The 13,305-nt window shown below is 61.8% G+C and carries 22 protein-coding genes; all 22 read right to left on the bottom strand.

The genetic code is table 11. The features are described from left to right. Positions 1 to 78: 78 nt before the first annotated feature. Positions 79 to 1,020, bottom strand: a complete 942-nt coding sequence (locus P4U43_RS16075; RefSeq protein ID WP_277359635.1) for a tRNA pseudouridine synthase A — start codon at positions 1,018 to 1,020, stop codon at positions 79 to 81. Positions 1,021 to 1,041: 21 nt separating this feature from the next. Beyond that, positions 1,042 to 1,683: a 50S ribosomal protein L17 gene (gene rplQ, locus P4U43_RS16070; RefSeq protein WP_204531689.1), complete on the bottom strand. Its 642-nt coding sequence runs from the start codon at positions 1,681 to 1,683 to the stop codon at positions 1,042 to 1,044. 65 nt (positions 1,684 to 1,748) lie between these two features. Then, the gene (locus P4U43_RS16065) at positions 1,749 to 2,759 is read right to left on the bottom strand and encodes a DNA-directed RNA polymerase subunit alpha (protein WP_056544066.1); all 1,011 of its coding nucleotides are present in this window, start codon (positions 2,757 to 2,759) and stop codon (positions 1,749 to 1,751) included. Between the two features lie 155 nt (positions 2,760 to 2,914). Further along, complete coding sequence (rpsK, locus tag P4U43_RS16060; protein WP_026545640.1) at positions 2,915 to 3,316, bottom strand: 30S ribosomal protein S11; 402 nt, start codon at positions 3,314 to 3,316, stop codon at positions 2,915 to 2,917. Between the two features lie 49 nt (positions 3,317 to 3,365). Further along, complete coding sequence (rpsM, locus tag P4U43_RS16055) at positions 3,366 to 3,743, bottom strand: 30S ribosomal protein S13 (RefSeq protein WP_056544063.1); 378 nt, start codon at positions 3,741 to 3,743, stop codon at positions 3,366 to 3,368. Between the two features lie 166 nt (positions 3,744 to 3,909). Then, complete coding sequence (gene rpmJ, locus P4U43_RS16050) at positions 3,910 to 4,023, bottom strand: 50S ribosomal protein L36 (protein WP_024475611.1); 114 nt, start codon at positions 4,021 to 4,023, stop codon at positions 3,910 to 3,912. 21 nt (positions 4,024 to 4,044) lie between these two features. Beyond that, positions 4,045 to 4,266, bottom strand: coding sequence for a translation initiation factor IF-1 (gene infA / locus P4U43_RS16045; RefSeq protein WP_019481515.1), 222 nt, complete (start codon positions 4,264 to 4,266; stop codon positions 4,045 to 4,047). A 232-nt stretch (positions 4,267 to 4,498) separates the two neighbouring features. Next, complete coding sequence (gene map / locus P4U43_RS16040) at positions 4,499 to 5,323, bottom strand: type I methionyl aminopeptidase (RefSeq protein ID WP_277359634.1); 825 nt, start codon at positions 5,321 to 5,323, stop codon at positions 4,499 to 4,501. A gap of 5 nt (positions 5,324 to 5,328) precedes the next feature. Further along, complete coding sequence (locus tag P4U43_RS16035; RefSeq protein WP_056544060.1) at positions 5,329 to 5,901, bottom strand: adenylate kinase; 573 nt, start codon at positions 5,899 to 5,901, stop codon at positions 5,329 to 5,331. Beyond that, on the bottom strand, positions 5,898 to 7,211 hold the full coding sequence (secY, locus tag P4U43_RS16030) for a preprotein translocase subunit SecY (protein ID WP_277359633.1): 1,314 nt from the start codon (positions 7,209 to 7,211) through the stop codon (positions 5,898 to 5,900). The genes P4U43_RS16035 and secY overlap by 4 nt, the downstream gene beginning before the upstream one ends. Positions 7,212 to 7,468: 257 nt before the next feature. Further along, the gene (gene rplO / locus P4U43_RS16025) at positions 7,469 to 8,017 is read right to left on the bottom strand and encodes a 50S ribosomal protein L15 (RefSeq protein WP_277359632.1); all 549 of its coding nucleotides are present in this window, start codon (positions 8,015 to 8,017) and stop codon (positions 7,469 to 7,471) included. Then, positions 8,017 to 8,235 carry a 50S ribosomal protein L30 gene (gene rpmD, locus P4U43_RS16020; RefSeq protein WP_056544055.1) on the bottom strand — a complete coding sequence of 73 codons (219 nt, stop codon included), beginning with the start codon at positions 8,233 to 8,235 and terminating at the stop codon, positions 8,017 to 8,019. Before rpmD ends, rplO begins: the two co-directional genes overlap by 1 nt. Beyond that, entirely contained in the window at positions 8,235 to 8,972 is a 738-nt protein-coding gene (gene rpsE / locus P4U43_RS16015; protein ID WP_404800762.1) for a 30S ribosomal protein S5, read from the bottom strand. The genes rpmD and rpsE overlap by 1 nt, the downstream gene beginning before the upstream one ends. Then, on the bottom strand, positions 8,969 to 9,352 hold the full coding sequence (rplR, locus tag P4U43_RS16010; protein WP_056544049.1) for a 50S ribosomal protein L18: 384 nt from the start codon (positions 9,350 to 9,352) through the stop codon (positions 8,969 to 8,971). The genes rpsE and rplR overlap by 4 nt, the downstream gene beginning before the upstream one ends. A gap of 2 nt (positions 9,353 to 9,354) precedes the next feature. Continuing rightward, positions 9,355 to 9,891, bottom strand: coding sequence for a 50S ribosomal protein L6 (rplF, locus tag P4U43_RS16005; RefSeq protein ID WP_056544046.1), 537 nt, complete (start codon positions 9,889 to 9,891; stop codon positions 9,355 to 9,357). Positions 9,892 to 9,911: 20 nt separating this feature from the next. Next, on the bottom strand, positions 9,912 to 10,310 hold the full coding sequence (gene rpsH, locus P4U43_RS16000; protein ID WP_056544043.1) for a 30S ribosomal protein S8: 399 nt from the start codon (positions 10,308 to 10,310) through the stop codon (positions 9,912 to 9,914). Between the two features lie 95 nt (positions 10,311 to 10,405). Beyond that, positions 10,406 to 10,981 (bottom strand): 50S ribosomal protein L5, encoded by a 576-nt coding sequence (rplE, locus tag P4U43_RS15995; RefSeq protein WP_056544039.1) that lies wholly within the window; start codon positions 10,979 to 10,981, stop codon positions 10,406 to 10,408. Continuing rightward, positions 10,981 to 11,358 (bottom strand): 50S ribosomal protein L24, encoded by a 378-nt coding sequence (rplX, locus tag P4U43_RS15990; RefSeq protein WP_056544036.1) that lies wholly within the window; start codon positions 11,356 to 11,358, stop codon positions 10,981 to 10,983. The genes rplE and rplX overlap by 1 nt, the downstream gene beginning before the upstream one ends. Positions 11,359 to 11,360: 2 nt before the next feature. Further along, complete coding sequence (gene rplN / locus P4U43_RS15985) at positions 11,361 to 11,729, bottom strand: 50S ribosomal protein L14 (protein ID WP_056544033.1); 369 nt, start codon at positions 11,727 to 11,729, stop codon at positions 11,361 to 11,363. 357 nt (positions 11,730 to 12,086) lie between these two features. Next, a complete protein-coding gene (gene rpsQ / locus P4U43_RS15980; protein WP_056544030.1) occupies positions 12,087 to 12,374 on the bottom strand; it encodes a 30S ribosomal protein S17 in 288 nt (95 codons plus the stop codon). Further along, positions 12,371 to 12,718, bottom strand: coding sequence for a 50S ribosomal protein L29 (gene rpmC, locus P4U43_RS15975; protein WP_056544026.1), 348 nt, complete (start codon positions 12,716 to 12,718; stop codon positions 12,371 to 12,373). Before rpmC ends, rpsQ begins: the two co-directional genes overlap by 4 nt. 2 nt (positions 12,719 to 12,720) lie before the next feature. Beyond that, entirely contained in the window at positions 12,721 to 13,137 is a 417-nt protein-coding gene (rplP, locus tag P4U43_RS15970) for a 50S ribosomal protein L16 (RefSeq protein WP_056544024.1), read from the bottom strand. Between the last annotated feature and the right edge of the window lie 168 nt (positions 13,138 to 13,305).

The raw sequence follows: 13,305 nt of genomic DNA, 5'->3' as shown, positions 1-13,305 counted from the left end.
CACCGCCCTTCTAACGGAACGGCCGCGTGCGCGCCCAGGCGAGCGCCGCCGACCCCTCGGTCTTGCGCTGCCAGCTAGTCAGGCATCGTCCCGAACGTGATCACGCTTCGCCCGGGTGAGCTCCGCACGCAAGGCCAGCTCGGCGGCGTCGTCCGGGTAACGCACTTCCTCAAGCACCAACGGATGCGCCGGCGCGAGAACAGACCGCGAGTCCTTTTGACGGGAACGCAGCCGCTCCCCCATCCACTCCGGCGGTTCCTCACCACTTCCCACCCGCAGTGCGCCACCGATCAGCGCACGCACCATGTTGTGGCAGAAGGCATCGGCCTGGATAGTTGCCCGGAGAACACCGTCAGGCTCCCGCTCAAACTCGAACCGCTGCAGCTCCCGGACAGTCGTGGCACCCACCCGGGGCTTGCAGAATGCCCGGAAGTCCTGCAGCCCCAGCAATGGCCGGGCCCCCTCGTTCAGCAAGCCCTCGTCCAGTTCCTCCGAGTGCCACAGAACAGTGCTGCGGTGCAGAGGATCCTGATCGTCAAGACGATCAGCGATCCGGTAGCTGTAGCGACGCCACAACGCCGAGAACCGCGCATCAAAACCCGCCGGAGCAAGCCGCACAGCGCGCACCACAACGGGTGACGCCGGATTGCTCGCATAGGCGGTACGCGCGGCCACACCGGGCGGCAGGTAGCGGTTCACGGTGGCCTGCAGGCGACGCTTCAGGGCCAACGCAGGATCGATGTCCCGGCCCCGGCTCAGCGCCAACCACTCCCCCGGCTCGAGATCGATGTGGGTAACCTGGCCGCGTGCGTGCACGCCCGCATCAGTCCGGCCGGCAACGGTCAGGCGCACGCGTCTCCGAAAAAGCAACTCCAGACCCGATTCCACCGTGCCCTGAACTGTTGGCAGACCAGGCTGGACAGCCCAACCGGAGAACGGACCGCCGTCGTACGCTAAATCGATCCGAACACGCAAATGCCCGCCATCCACGGACGGGATGACGGGCATTTGTTCGTTCATGTGTTCAGCAGAGCAGAAGAACTACTTCTTCTCGTCTGCTTCCGGCACGGAGCCTTCTTCAACAACAACGGTCTCCTCGGCGTCGCCCTCAGAGGCGCTTACCGTGGTGTCCTCTGCCGCAACCTCGTCAGCCGAAGCTGCCGAGGGTGCCGATTCAGCGGACTCAGCCGACTCTGCGGAATCAGCCGATTCCGGTGAATCTGCGGACTCAGCCGAAGCTACGGGTGCAGCAGCTGCAGCGTCGCGGGCAGCGGCGTTGCCGGCAGCCTGCTCAGCCTCGCCGACTACTGCCTGCTTGGCGGAAACTGACTCCAGCACCAGCTCGATGACAGCCATGGGAGCGTTGTCGCCCTTGCGGTTGCCGATCTTGGTGATGCGAGTGTAGCCACCGTTGCGGTTGGCAACAGCCGGGGCGATGTCCGTGAACAGCTCGTGGACGATACCCTTGCTGCTGATGACAGCCAGGACACGACGGCGCGAGGCCAGGTCACCCTTCTTGGCGAAGGTGATCAGGCGCTCGGCGTAGGGGCGAAGCCGCTTTGCCTTGGTCACCGTGGTGGTGATGCGCTTGTGCTCGAACAGCGAGGCGGCCAGGTTGGCGAGCATCAGGCGCTCGTGCGCCGGACCGCCACCGAGGCGTGGGCCCTTTGTGGGTGTGGGCATGATGTGTTATCTCCTCATAAATGTGCCCGAGGCCGCATCCTAAAGCGGCACCAGGTTTCTAACGTTTAGAGTGCTTCGTCGCCGTAGGCGTCGTCGTCCTCTTCAATCGCAGCGGCGCGGGCTGCAAGGTCAAACCCTGGAGGGGAATCCTTCAGGGACAGACCCAGGTCAACCAGCTTTGCCTTGACCTCATCAATGGACTTGGCACCGAAATTACGGATGTCCATCAGGTCAGCCTCGGAGCGTGCAACGAGTTCACCCACGGTGTGGATGCCCTCACGCTTGAGGCAGTTGTAGGAACGAACTGTCAGTTCGAGATCCTCGATCGGAAGGGCCATGTCAGCGGCGAGAGCGGCGTCGCTGGGCGACGGGCCAATCTCGATGCCTTCAGCGGCGGTGTTCAGCTCGCGGGCGAGGCCGAACAGTTCAACCAGGGTGGTACCTGCCGAAGCAACGGCATCGCGCGGAGCGATAGCGTCCTTGGTTTCGACGTCTACGATCAGGCGGTCGAAGTCGGTGCGCTGCTCAACACGGGTGGCTTCCACGCGGAAGGTCACCTTCAGGACCGGCGAGTAGATCGAGTCAACCGGAATGCGGCCGATCTCGGAGTCACCGGACTTGTTCTGCGAAGCAGAGACATAACCGCGGCCACGCTCGATGGTCAGTTCAAGCTCGAACTTGCCCTTCGAGTTCAGGGTTGCGATGTGCAGGTCCGGGTTGTGGAACTCCACACCGGCCGGCGGAGCGATGTCAGCTGCAGTGACGACGCCGGGGCCCTGCTTGCGCAGGTAGGCAACCACGGGCTCGTCATGCTCGGAGGACACCGCCAGGTTCTTGACGTTCAGGATGATCTCAGTGACATCTTCCTTCACACCGGGAACGGTGGTGAACTCGTGCAGCACGCCGTCGAGCCGGATGCTGGTGACAGCTGCTCCGGGAATCGAGGACAGGAGCGTACGGCGAAGCGAGTTGCCGAGGGTGTAGCCGAAACCGGGCTCCAGCGGTTCGATGACGAACCGCGAACGGTTGTCAGCGACTACTTCTTCAGTCAGGGTGGGGCGCTGTGCAATGAGCACTTACATTTCCTTTCAGGGAGCATCCGCTATATGACGCAACACAAATGGTGGAAAGGGAAAGCTAGAGAGCGGAACTCAGTAGCTAAACGACAGTCAGCCCCAAGCCGCCCACACTTCCGGTGAAGCGCGGGCGAGCCTGGAGCCAAGGGAGCTACTTAGACGCGGCGGCGCTTCGGCGGGCGGCAGCCGTTGTGGGCGCTGGGGGTAACGTCCTGGATGGAGCCAACCTCAAGGCCGGCAGCCTGCAGCGAGCGGATCGCGGTCTCGCGTCCGGATCCCGGACCCTTCACGAAAACGTCGACCTTACGGACGCCGTGCTCCTGGGCGCGCTTTGCAGCGGCCTCGGCAGCGGTCTGCGCAGCGTAGGGGGTGGACTTGCGTGAGCCCTTGAATCCGACCTCGCCAGCCGAAGCCCAGGAGATAACAGCTCCGCTGGGATCGGTGATCGAGACGATGGTGTTGTTGAACGTGCTCTTGATATGCGCCTGACCGAAGGCGATATTCTTTTTGTCCTTGCGACGCGGCTTACGCACCGCTCCACGAGTCTTGGGGGGCATTACTTCTCCTACGAAGGTTTTGGGTGGTGGCTATGGGCAACCGCTAGAACTAGCGGCCGGCCTTCTTCTTGCCTGCGACGGTGCGCTTGGGGCCCTTGCGGGTACGCGCGTTGGTCTTGGTGCGCTGTCCACGCACAGGAAGGCCGCGGCGGTGCCGGATGCCTTCGTAGCTGCCGATCTCCACCTTGCGGCGGATGTCTGCAGCTACCTCACGGCGGAGGTCACCCTCGACCTTGTAGTTGCCTTCAATGTAATCGCGGAGCTGTACGAGCTCAGCGTCAGAAAGATCCTTCACTCGGGTTTCCGGGTTGATCCCGGTCTCTGCGAGCGTCTGATCTGCACGGGTCTTGCCCACGCCGTAGATGTAGGTAAGCGCAATGACAACCCGCTTTTCGCGGGGAATGTCTACGCCAGCGAGACGTGCCATAGTGGCGGTTCTCCTTTTGATGACCGGAGGTCTGAAACAGTGCGGCCCGGATGATCTCCGGTCCCCGGCCTCCGTGCCGGGGGTGTGGGCTTACCTGGTGGGGCTTGCCCTGCACTGCTTTTTATTGTGGTGTTACTACGCGTGGGTGACCCTCAAAAGAGAGGATTCAGCCCTGGCGCTGCTTGTGGCGCGGGTTTTCGCAGATTACGAGTACGTTGCCCTTGCGGCGAACCACCTGGCACTTATCGCAAATCCGCTTCACGCTCGGCTGGACCTTCATGGCTATCCTTTGCGTTCGTTCTTATTTGTAGCGGTAGACAATACGACCCCTGGTGAGGTCGTAAGGGCTAAGCTCCACCACCACCCGATCCTCGGGGAGGATTCGAATGTAGTGCTGACGCATCTTTCCCGAGATGTGGGCTAGAACAATGTGTCCGTTGGCCAGCTCAACGCGGAACATCGCGTTGGGCAGAGCCTCGTTCACAGTGCCTTCAATCTCAATGACACCGTCTTTCTTGGCCATATCCTCCGCTAACTTCTGTGCCGCCATTTGCTTCGGCGGTCGGTCTAGGGGTTTTGATTGCCTGACTCCCCCACCCGGGATCGCGAGATCCCGTTCCACCCGCAACGGAGCGATCCGTTCGGAGGAAGGGCGCAAAAGGGCGCAAAAGTAGCGACAACCAACAAATAACTCTACGCTACGCCGTGCCAGAAGTTAAATCCGGCCGCTCTGCCGTGCGCGGTTCCAGCGAACCTCAGTCGAGCGGAGCGACGGTAACGCCCAGTTCCGCCAGCTTCGCGGCGCCGCCGTCAGCTGCGCTGAGGACCCAGATGCCGCCGTCGTGAACTGCCACAGTGTGTTCCCACTGGCAGGCGCGCTGGCCGTCAACGGTGACCACAGTCCAGTCATCGTCCAGGACCGCCGTTTCTACACGTCCCTGAACCAGCATGGGCTCGATCGCGAGGCACAGCCCCGGCTTGATCTTGGGGCCGCGGTGGCTGCTGCGGTAGTTCAGCACGTCCGGGGACTGGTGCATTTCCGTACCGATGCCGTGGCCCACATAGTCCTGCAGGATACCGAGTGCCGGGCCTTCCGCTGCCGAGACGTAGTCGTCGATGGCTGCGCCGACGTCCCCAACGTGCTTGCCGGTGGCCAGGGCAGCGATCCCCCGCCACATGGCTTCCTCAGTGACCCTTGACAGGTACACGTCCTCCGGACGGGGCGTACCGACGATCACCGTGCGGGCGGAGTCCGAGTGCCAGCCGCGGACGATAGCGCCGCCGTCGATCGAGATGATGTCACCGTCCTGCAGCACATACCCGCCGGGGATGCCGTGGACAACTTCATGGTTCACCGAGGTGCAGATGCTGTTGGGAAAGCCGTGATAGCCGAGGAAGTTGGAGGTGGCGCCGGCGTCCTTGAGAACGCCGGCAAACACCGCGTCCAGCTCGAGGGTGGACATGCCTACCCGTGCGGCAGCGACCGCCTGGTCCAGGGCGTCGGAGAGCACGAGGCCCGCCGCCCGCATGGTCCGGATCTGATCTGCCGACTTGTACTCGACCCGCTGCTGGCGAAACATCGGGGTTACTGCGTTACTTTCAGAGCCGACATGACGCGCTCGGTGACTTCATCGATTGCGCCGATGCCATCAACGCGGGTCACGATGCCGCGTGCCTCGTACTGGGACACAACAGCCTCGGTCTGCTCGTGGTAGAGGTCGAGGCGATGCCGGATGACAACGTCATTGTCATCGGTACGCCCGTCCAGGCGCGCCCGGCCCAGGAGCCGGCGGACCAGTTCCTCGTCATCCGCCGTGAGCTGCAGTACGACGTCGAGGGCCAGGTCATTCTGCTGGAGGATGTCATCCAGCTCGGTCACCTGGGCGGCGGTGCGGGGGTAGCCGTCAAGCAGGAAGCCTTCCTGCACATCATCCTCAGTGAGACGGGCGCGGACCATGCTGTTGGTCACGCTGTCCGGAACGAAGTCTCCGGCGTCCATGTACTTTTTGGCTTCAACGCCGAGCGGTGTCTCGTTGCGGACGTTCTCGCGGAAGATATCTCCCGTGGAAATCGCCACCACTCCCAGCCGCTCGGAGATCCGCGCGGCCTGCGTGCCCTTGCCGGACCCGGGCGGTCCAATGATGAGCATCCGTGTCATCGCAATAACCCTTCGTAGTGGCGCTGCTGCAGCTGCGCGTCAATTTGCTTCACCGTCTCGAGGCCAACGCCGACCATGATGAGGATCGAGACTCCACCGAACGGGAAGTTCTGGTTTGCATTGATGGCCACGAGCGCGATCAACGGGATGAGCGCAACAAGACCGAGATAGATGGCGCCCGGCAGGGTGATGCGGGACAGGACGTACTGGAGGTACTCAGCGGTAGGCCGCCCCGCCCGGATACCCGGGATAAAGCCGCCGTACTTCTTCATGTTCTCCGACACTTCCTCCGGATTGAACGTGATCGCTACGTAGAAATACGTGAAGAACACGATCATCGCGAAGTACAGCGCCATGTAGAAGGGATGATCACCCGAGGTCAGGTACGTGGTGATCCAGTTGACCCACTCCGGCGGCGGTGTCTCGCCGTCCGTGGGGGTGTTGAACTGGGCAATCAGCGACGGCAGATAGAGCATCGATGATGCGAAGATGACGGGGATGACGCCCGCCATATTGACCTTGATCGGAATGTAGGTGCTGCTGCCTCCCAGCGTGCGGCGGCCGATCATGCGCTTGGCATACTGCACCGGAATACGGCGCTGCGACTGCTCAACGAAGATCACGAGCATCACCGTAACAACGCCGATCAACAGCACGCTGAGGAAGACAGTCCATCCCTGCGTGCGCAGGATCTCACCCAGCGAGCTGGGGAAACCGGCAGCAATCGCCGTGAAGATCAACAGCGACATGCCGTTGCCGACACCGCGCTCGGTGATGAGTTCACCCATCCACATGATGAGGCCGGTACCGGCGGTCAGCGTGATGATGAGCAGAATAATGGTGATGAGGCTGTCGTCCGGGATGATCGGCACCGGACAGTTACCCAGCAATGCACCTGATCGTGCCAGCGACACCAGCGTCGTGGCGTTCAACAGCCCGAGGGCGATTGTCAGATAGCGCGTGTACTGGGTCAGCTGTGCCTGGCCCTGTGCGCCTTCCTGATGCAGTTCCTGGAAGCGTGGGATGACCACACGGAGCAGCTGAGTGATGATGCTGGCCGTGATGTAGGGCATGATCCCGAGAGCAAAGATGGACACCTGCAGCAGCGCACCGCCGCTGAAAAGGTTCACGAACTGGTAGAGGCCGCCCTCTGTGTTGCCGAGCTGCAAACACTGCTGCACGTTGCCGTAGTCAACACCGGGCGCCGGGATGAACGCACCCAAACGGAAAATGGTGATGATTCCCAGCGTGAACAACAGCTTGCGCCGCAAGTCTGGCGTCCGGAAAGCCCGGCCAATAGCGCTAAGCAAGCGTCCTCCTGAATAAGTCTTAGTGGCCCTTCACGGGCAATACACACCAACCGAGTCTAACGGGTGGAACCGGGCGCTAGAGAACCCGGGGAATCAATTGAGCCTGTTAACGAAACAAACTCCTGGCGGACCGGGGATCCCGGCCCACCAAGAGTCTAGTTGCTTCATGAGCTAGATCACAGCCGGCTCCCCTGCCGCCGTCGTCCTGATGTCCTAAGGACGAGCCGAACGACGACGGCGGGGATCGATGCTGGGAACTAGAGCGCCGAGACGGATCCGCCTGCGGCGGTGATCTTCTCTGCAGCGCTGGCGGACACGGCATGAACCTTGACGTCCACCTTGACCGAGAGGTCGCCCGTTCCCAGCACCTTGACGAGCTGGTTCTTGCGCACTGCGCCCTTGGCGATCAGGCTGTCCACAGACACCTCACCGCCTTGGGGGTACAGCTCGTTGAGCTTGTCCAGGTTCACTACCTGGTACTCAACGCGGAACGGGTTCTTGAACCCACGCAGCTTCGGCAGGCGCATGTGCAGCGGCAGCTGCCCACCCGCGAATCCTGCCTTGACCGAGTAGCGCGCCTTGGTGCCCTTGGTGCCACGGCCTGCAGTCTTACCCTTGGAACCTTCACCGCGACCAACGCGGGTCTTTGCGGTTTTGGCTCCGGGGGCGGGACGAAGGTGGTGTACCTTCAGCGCGTGGACGCGGGGCGTGCTCTCAGCAGTTTCCTGAGCAGCAGCAGCCTTGGCAGCAGGCTTGCGGGCCGGCTTCTTCTCGGTGGATTCCTCCACCGTCTTCTTCTCTGCCATTACTTGGCCTCCTCAACCTTCACGAGGTGCGGAACCGTGTTGACCATGCCTACGGTCACTGCGTCAGCGTTGCGGACAACGGTGTGTCCGATCCGCTTCAGACCGAGTGAACGAAGGGTGTCGCGCTGGTTCTGCTTACCGCCAATGACGGACTTGATCTGGGTGATTTCCAGCTTCGCTGAGCTGACAACCACGCGCTTTGGTGTAATAGCAGTCATTACGCACCTGCCTTCTGATCCTGCATAGCGCGCAGCATCGACGTGGAAGCGACCTGGTCGAGCGGCAGACCACGGCGCGCAGCCACTGCCTGCGGCTCTTCGAGCCTCTTCAGCGCGTCAACAGTTGCGTGAACAATGTTGATGGCGTTCGAGGAACCCAGGGACTTGGACAGGACGTCGTGGATACCGACGCATTCCAGAACGGCGCGCACCGGACCACCGGCGATTACACCGGTACCGGGAGATGCGGGACGCAGGAGTACGACGCCGGCCGCTGCCTCACCCTGAACCAGGTGGGGAACGGTGCCGCCGATGCGGGGAACCTTGAAGAAGGACTTCTTGGCTTCCTCTACGCCCTTGGCGATAGCCGAGGGAACTTCCTTGGCCTTGCCGTAGCCGACACCGACCATGCCGTTGCCGTCGCCGACAACAACGAGTGCGGTGAAGCTGAATCGCCGGCCGCCCTTGACGACCTTCGATACGCGGTTGATCGACACCACGCGCTCAACGAACTTGTCTTTGTCGTCGCGACCACCGTCACGACCGCCACGACCGCCGTCGCGACCGCCACGACCGCCGTCGCGTCCGCCGCGCTCTCCACGGCGACCGCCACCGCCGCGGCGATCGTCAGTAGCTGACGCCGTCTCGGTGGAACCGGCCGCGGGAGCAACAGTCGCAGCCTCCTCAGCCTTTGCAGTATTCAATGAGGCTTCCTTTGCGTTGTTCTGCTCGGTCACAGTGCCAGCCCACCTTCACGTGCGCCGTCTGCGATTGCGGCAACCCGGCCGTGGTACTTGTTACCACCACGGTCGAATACGACTGCCTCAATGCCCGCAGCCTTTGCCCGCTCAGCAACGAGCTCGCCAACGCGCTTGGCCTTGGCGGTCTTGTCGCCGTCGAACGAACGCAGGTCCGCCTCGAGGGTCGAAGCCGATGCGACAGTCATGCCCTTGGTGTCGTCGACAACCTGCACGAAGATGTGACGGGCTGAACGGTTGACTACCAGACGGGGACGAACAGCCGTACCGGTGATGCGCTTGCGGACCCGAAGGTGGCGCCGCCCGCGCTGGGCGGACTTGCTCTTCGACGTGCGCTTCTTGTTGATGCTCAGTGTCATGGTTACTTACCAGCCTTTCCGACCTTGCGGCGAATAATTTCGCCCGCGTAGCGGATGCCCTTGCCCTTATAGGGATCCGGACGGCGCAGCTTGCGGATGTTCGCAGCAACTTCGCCGACCTGCTGCTTGTTGATGCCGGAGACGGACACCTTGGTGGGGCTGTCCACGGTGAGCGTGATGCCCTCCGGGGCCTTCACGGCCACGGGGTGGCTGTAGCCCAGTGCGAACTCCAGGTCTGAACCCTTGGCCTGCACACGGTAACCGGTGCCGACAATCTCAAGGTTCTTCTTGTAGCCCTCGGTCACTCCAACGATCATGTTGGAGATCAGGGTGCGGGTCAGGCCGTGCAGCGAACGCGCTTCGCGCTCGTCATTCGGGCGGGAGACGGTGATGGTGCTTTCCTCAAGCGATACCTGGATGGGGCTGGCTACAGAGTGGCTCAGCTCGCCCTTGGATCCCTTGACGGACACAACACTGCCGTCAACCTTGACCTCAACGCCTGCGGGCACGGTGATGGGGAGACGTCCAATACGTGACATGTTTCTCTTTCCCTTTCCCGCTACCAGACGTAGGCGAGGACTTCCCCACCTACACCCTTCTTGGCTGCCTGGCGGTCTGTGAGCAGACCGGAGGACGTGGACAGGATGGCAATGCCCAGTCCGCCCAGTACGTGCGGCAGATTGGTGGACTTTGCGTAGACGCGCAGGCCCGGCTTGGAGATGCGCCGGATGCCCGCGATGGAGCGCTGACGGTCGGGACCGAACTTGAGGTCGATCGTGAGCTTCTTGCCCACCTCAGCCTCTTCTTCCTTCCAGCCGCCGATGTAACCTTCGGCCTTCAGGATGTCGGCAACGCGTGCCTTCAGCTTGCTGTATGGCATGGACACGGTGTCGTGGTATGCCGAGTTGGCGTTGCGGAGACGCGTAAGCATGTCTGCAACTGGATCTGTCATTGTCATTGGGCTCTAGCCCTTCCTCGGAACGGTTTCCGCTACTCCGGTGAGAATCAGCATCAGCTGGTCAGACCCCGGAACGGACCTGCAACGTAGTTGAATTAGTCTTCGGATTTGAACGGGAAGCCGAGCGCCTTGAGCAGGGCGCGGCCTTCGGCGTCAGTCTTGGCAGTGGTCACAACGGTGATGTCCATGCCGCGGACACGGTCAATCTTGTCCTGGTCGATCTCGTGGAACATTGACTGCTCCGTGAGACCGAAGGTGTAGTTGCCGTTGCCGTCGAACTGGCGCCCGTTGAGGCCGCGGAAGTCGCGGATACGGGGCAGTGCCAGTGAGACCAGGCGGTCGACGAATTCCCACATGCGATCTCCACGCAGAGTTGCGTGTGCACCGATCGGCATTCCTTCGCGGAGCTTGAACTGCGCGATGGACTTCCGTGCCTTGGTGACCTGCGGCTTCTGGCCGGTGATCTGGGTGAGGTCGCGGACCGCACCGTCGATGAGCTTGGAGTCCTTCGCGGCATCTCCAACACCCATGTTCACAACGACCTTGACCAGCCGGGGAACCTGGTTGACGTTGCTGTAGCTGAATTCCTCCAGCAGCGTCGACTTGATTTCCGATGCGTAGCGGGCCTTGAGGCGGGGGGTGATCTTTGTTTCTACGGCTTCAGCAGTCATTACAGATCCTTCCCTGATGCCTTGGCGACGCGGATGCGGACCGTGCGCTCACGGCCGTCCCGCTCCACGGTTTCGGTGCGGTAGCCGACTCGGGTGGGCTTCTTGCTCTCCGGGTCTACCACTGCGACGTTACTGATGTGGATGGAAGCCTCAACGGTCTCGATGCCACCGGTCTGGGTGCCGCGCTGCGTCTGCCCAGCCTTGGTGTGCTTCGTGATGCGGTTGATGCCTTCGACCAGTACACGGTTGCTCTCAGGGAATACCTTGAGGACCTTGCCCTGCTTGCCGCGGTCTCCGCCGCGCTCCTGCTTGGCACCGGTGATGACCTGAACGAGGTCACCCTTCTTGATCTTCAGCTTCGATCGGGTCTGAGCCATGACTACAGCACCTCCGGGGCCAGTGAAATGATCTTCATGAAGCGCTTGTCGCGAAGTTCGCGACCGACCGGACCGAAGATACGGGTACCACGGGGATCGCCGTCAGCCTTGAGGATCACGGCAGCGTTCTCGTCGAACTTGATGTAGGAACCATCCGCACGGCGGCGTTCCTTCTTGGTGCGGACGATGACGGCCTTGACCACATCGCCCTTCTTGACGTTCCCACCAGGGATGGCGTCTTTGACGGTGGCGACGATGACGTCGCCAATTCCTGCGTAGCGACGTCCGGATCCACCGAGAACACGAATGGTAAGGATTTCCTTAGCACCGGTGTTGTCGGCGATCTTGAGTCGCGACTCTTGCTGAATCACTATCTACTCCTTGCGTCGCGCCGGTTCTCAGACCGAAATAATGCATACGGAATGAGCCTTGCGGAACGGTTGATCGGGGTGTCTCTGGACCCACCTGGATTTTGCCAGGGATGAGCCTAAACGCCCGTGCCCGAGGCATTTACCTCCCAGGCGCCGCAGCGCAGGGAAGTACTATGCCGGAGCACGATTGTTTACGAGGTTTCATGCTGACGCTCGAGGTGTACAGACCAAATCTGCACGGAAGGCGCCATACAAACTCAATATCCTAGCACGTATTGAAACGCAAACAGTCCCCCGTTCCGCGAGGAACGAGGGACTGCCGTTGTCGACGAGTCGACAGAGCTTGCCTTTGCGGCCTTACTTGGCCTTTTCCAGGATCTCCACCAGGCGCCACCGCTTGGTAGCGGACAGCGGGCGGGTCTCGCTGATCAGAACCATATCGCCGATGCCGGCGCTGTTCTGCTCATCGTGGACCTTGACCTTGGAGCTGCGGCGCAGGACCTTGCCGTAGAGGGCGTGCTTAACACGATCCTCAACCTGCACGACAACCGTCTTGTCCATCTTGTCCGACACGACGTAGCCGCGCCGGGTCTTACGGTGACCGCGGGCGTCAGCCTCTACAGTGCCGTTCTTCTCTTCACTCATTTGGCATCCTCCTCAGAAGCCTGTGTTTCCACGGACTTTTCGTCCTTTGTGGAGGCAGCCTTGGAACCCTTCGATTTCTTGCCGGCCTTTTCAGTCTTCGCTTCTTCTACCGGGGCTACGACGTCGGGCCGCAGTCCCAGCTCGCGCTCACGCAGCACGGTGTAGATGCGGGCGATATCCCGCTTCACCGAGCGCAGGCGGCCGTGGTTTTCAAGCTGACCGGTGGCTGACTGGAAGCGCAGGTTGAACAGCTCTTCCTTAGCCTTGGCGAGTTCCTCCACCAGACGGTCCTTATCGAACCCATCCAGCTGGTCGGTTGCCAGTTCCTTTGAACCGAGTGCCATGACTATTCACCACCCTCACGACGCACGATACGTGCCTTCAACGGCAGCTTATGGATCGCCAGGCGCAGGGCCTCGCGAGCTACCTCTTCATTGACACCGGAGAGTTCAAAGAGAACGCGCCCCGGCTTGACGTTGGCGACCCACCACTCAGGGGAACCCTTACCGGAACCCATACGGGTTTCAGCAGGCTTCTTGGTCAGCGGACGGTCAGGGTAGATGTTGATCCACACCTTTCCGCCACGCTTGATGTGACGGGTCATTGCGATACGCGCAGATTCGATCTGGCGGTTGGTGACGTATGCCGGGCTCAGAGCCTGGATACCCCACTCACCGAAGCTGACCTCAGTGCCGCCGGTAGCAGCGCCCGAACGACCGGGGTGGTGCTGCTTACGGAACTTCACTCGACGTGGGATAAGCATTTAAGCCTGTCCTCCTTCCGCTGCAGCAGCGGACTCAGCCGGTGCGGACTCGGCGGGAGCAGCGTTAGCTTCACCCTGACCTGCACCGCGATCGGTATTACGACGACGACGGTCGCCTCCGCGATCGCCGCCGCGGTCAGCGCCGGCAGGGCCACGGCCCGGACGGTC

The organism is Arthrobacter vasquezii (genome assembly GCF_029455255.1).
Lineage (GTDB): Bacteria > Actinomycetota > Actinomycetes > Actinomycetales > Micrococcaceae > Arthrobacter_D > Arthrobacter_D parietis.
The sequence above is the reverse complement of the archived record's forward strand: the minus strand, read 5'-3'. Positions and strand labels throughout refer to the sequence as shown.

Excerpts from the sequence above, each read along its gene's own strand:
- P4U43_RS16075 (WP_277359635.1), bottom strand. The coding sequence starts at position 1,020 with ATGAACGAACAAATGCCCGTCATCCCGTCCGTGGATGGCGGGCATTTG.
- rplQ (WP_204531689.1), bottom strand. The coding sequence starts at position 1,683 with ATGCCCACACCCACAAAGGGCCCACGCCTCGGTGGCGGTCCGGCGCAC.
- rpsK (WP_026545640.1), bottom strand. The coding sequence starts at position 3,316 with ATGCCCCCCAAGACTCGTGGAGCGGTGCGTAAGCCGCGTCGCAAGGAC.
- rpsM (WP_056544063.1), bottom strand. The coding sequence starts at position 3,743 with ATGGCACGTCTCGCTGGCGTAGACATTCCCCGCGAAAAGCGGGTTGTC.
- rpmJ (WP_024475611.1), bottom strand. The coding sequence starts at position 4,023 with ATGAAGGTCCAGCCGAGCGTGAAGCGGATTTGCGATAAGTGCCAGGTG.
- infA (WP_019481515.1), bottom strand. The coding sequence starts at position 4,266 with ATGGCCAAGAAAGACGGTGTCATTGAGATTGAAGGCACTGTGAACGAG.
- map (WP_277359634.1), bottom strand. The coding sequence starts at position 5,323 with ATGTTTCGCCAGCAGCGGGTCGAGTACAAGTCGGCAGATCAGATCCGG.
- P4U43_RS16035 (WP_056544060.1), bottom strand. The coding sequence starts at position 5,901 with ATGACACGGATGCTCATCATTGGACCGCCCGGGTCCGGCAAGGGCACG.
- rplO (WP_277359632.1), bottom strand. The coding sequence starts at position 8,017 with ATGGCAGAGAAGAAGACGGTGGAGGAATCCACCGAGAAGAAGCCGGCC.
- rpmD (WP_056544055.1), bottom strand. The coding sequence starts at position 8,235 with ATGACTGCTATTACACCAAAGCGCGTGGTTGTCAGCTCAGCGAAGCTG.
- rplR (WP_056544049.1), bottom strand. The coding sequence starts at position 9,352 with ATGACACTGAGCATCAACAAGAAGCGCACGTCGAAGAGCAAGTCCGCC.
- rplF (WP_056544046.1), bottom strand. The coding sequence starts at position 9,891 with ATGTCACGTATTGGACGTCTCCCCATCACCGTGCCCGCAGGCGTTGAG.
- rpsH (WP_056544043.1), bottom strand. The coding sequence starts at position 10,310 with ATGACAATGACAGATCCAGTTGCAGACATGCTTACGCGTCTCCGCAAC.
- rplE (WP_056544039.1), bottom strand. The coding sequence starts at position 10,981 with ATGACTGCTGAAGCCGTAGAAACAAAGATCACCCCCCGCCTCAAGGCC.
- rplX (WP_056544036.1), bottom strand. The coding sequence starts at position 11,358 with ATGGCTCAGACCCGATCGAAGCTGAAGATCAAGAAGGGTGACCTCGTT.
- rpsQ (WP_056544030.1), bottom strand. The coding sequence starts at position 12,374 with ATGAGTGAAGAGAAGAACGGCACTGTAGAGGCTGACGCCCGCGGTCAC.
- rpmC (WP_056544026.1), bottom strand. The coding sequence starts at position 12,718 with ATGGCACTCGGTTCAAAGGAACTGGCAACCGACCAGCTGGATGGGTTC.
- rplP (WP_056544024.1), bottom strand. The coding sequence starts at position 13,137 with ATGCTTATCCCACGTCGAGTGAAGTTCCGTAAGCAGCACCACCCCGGT.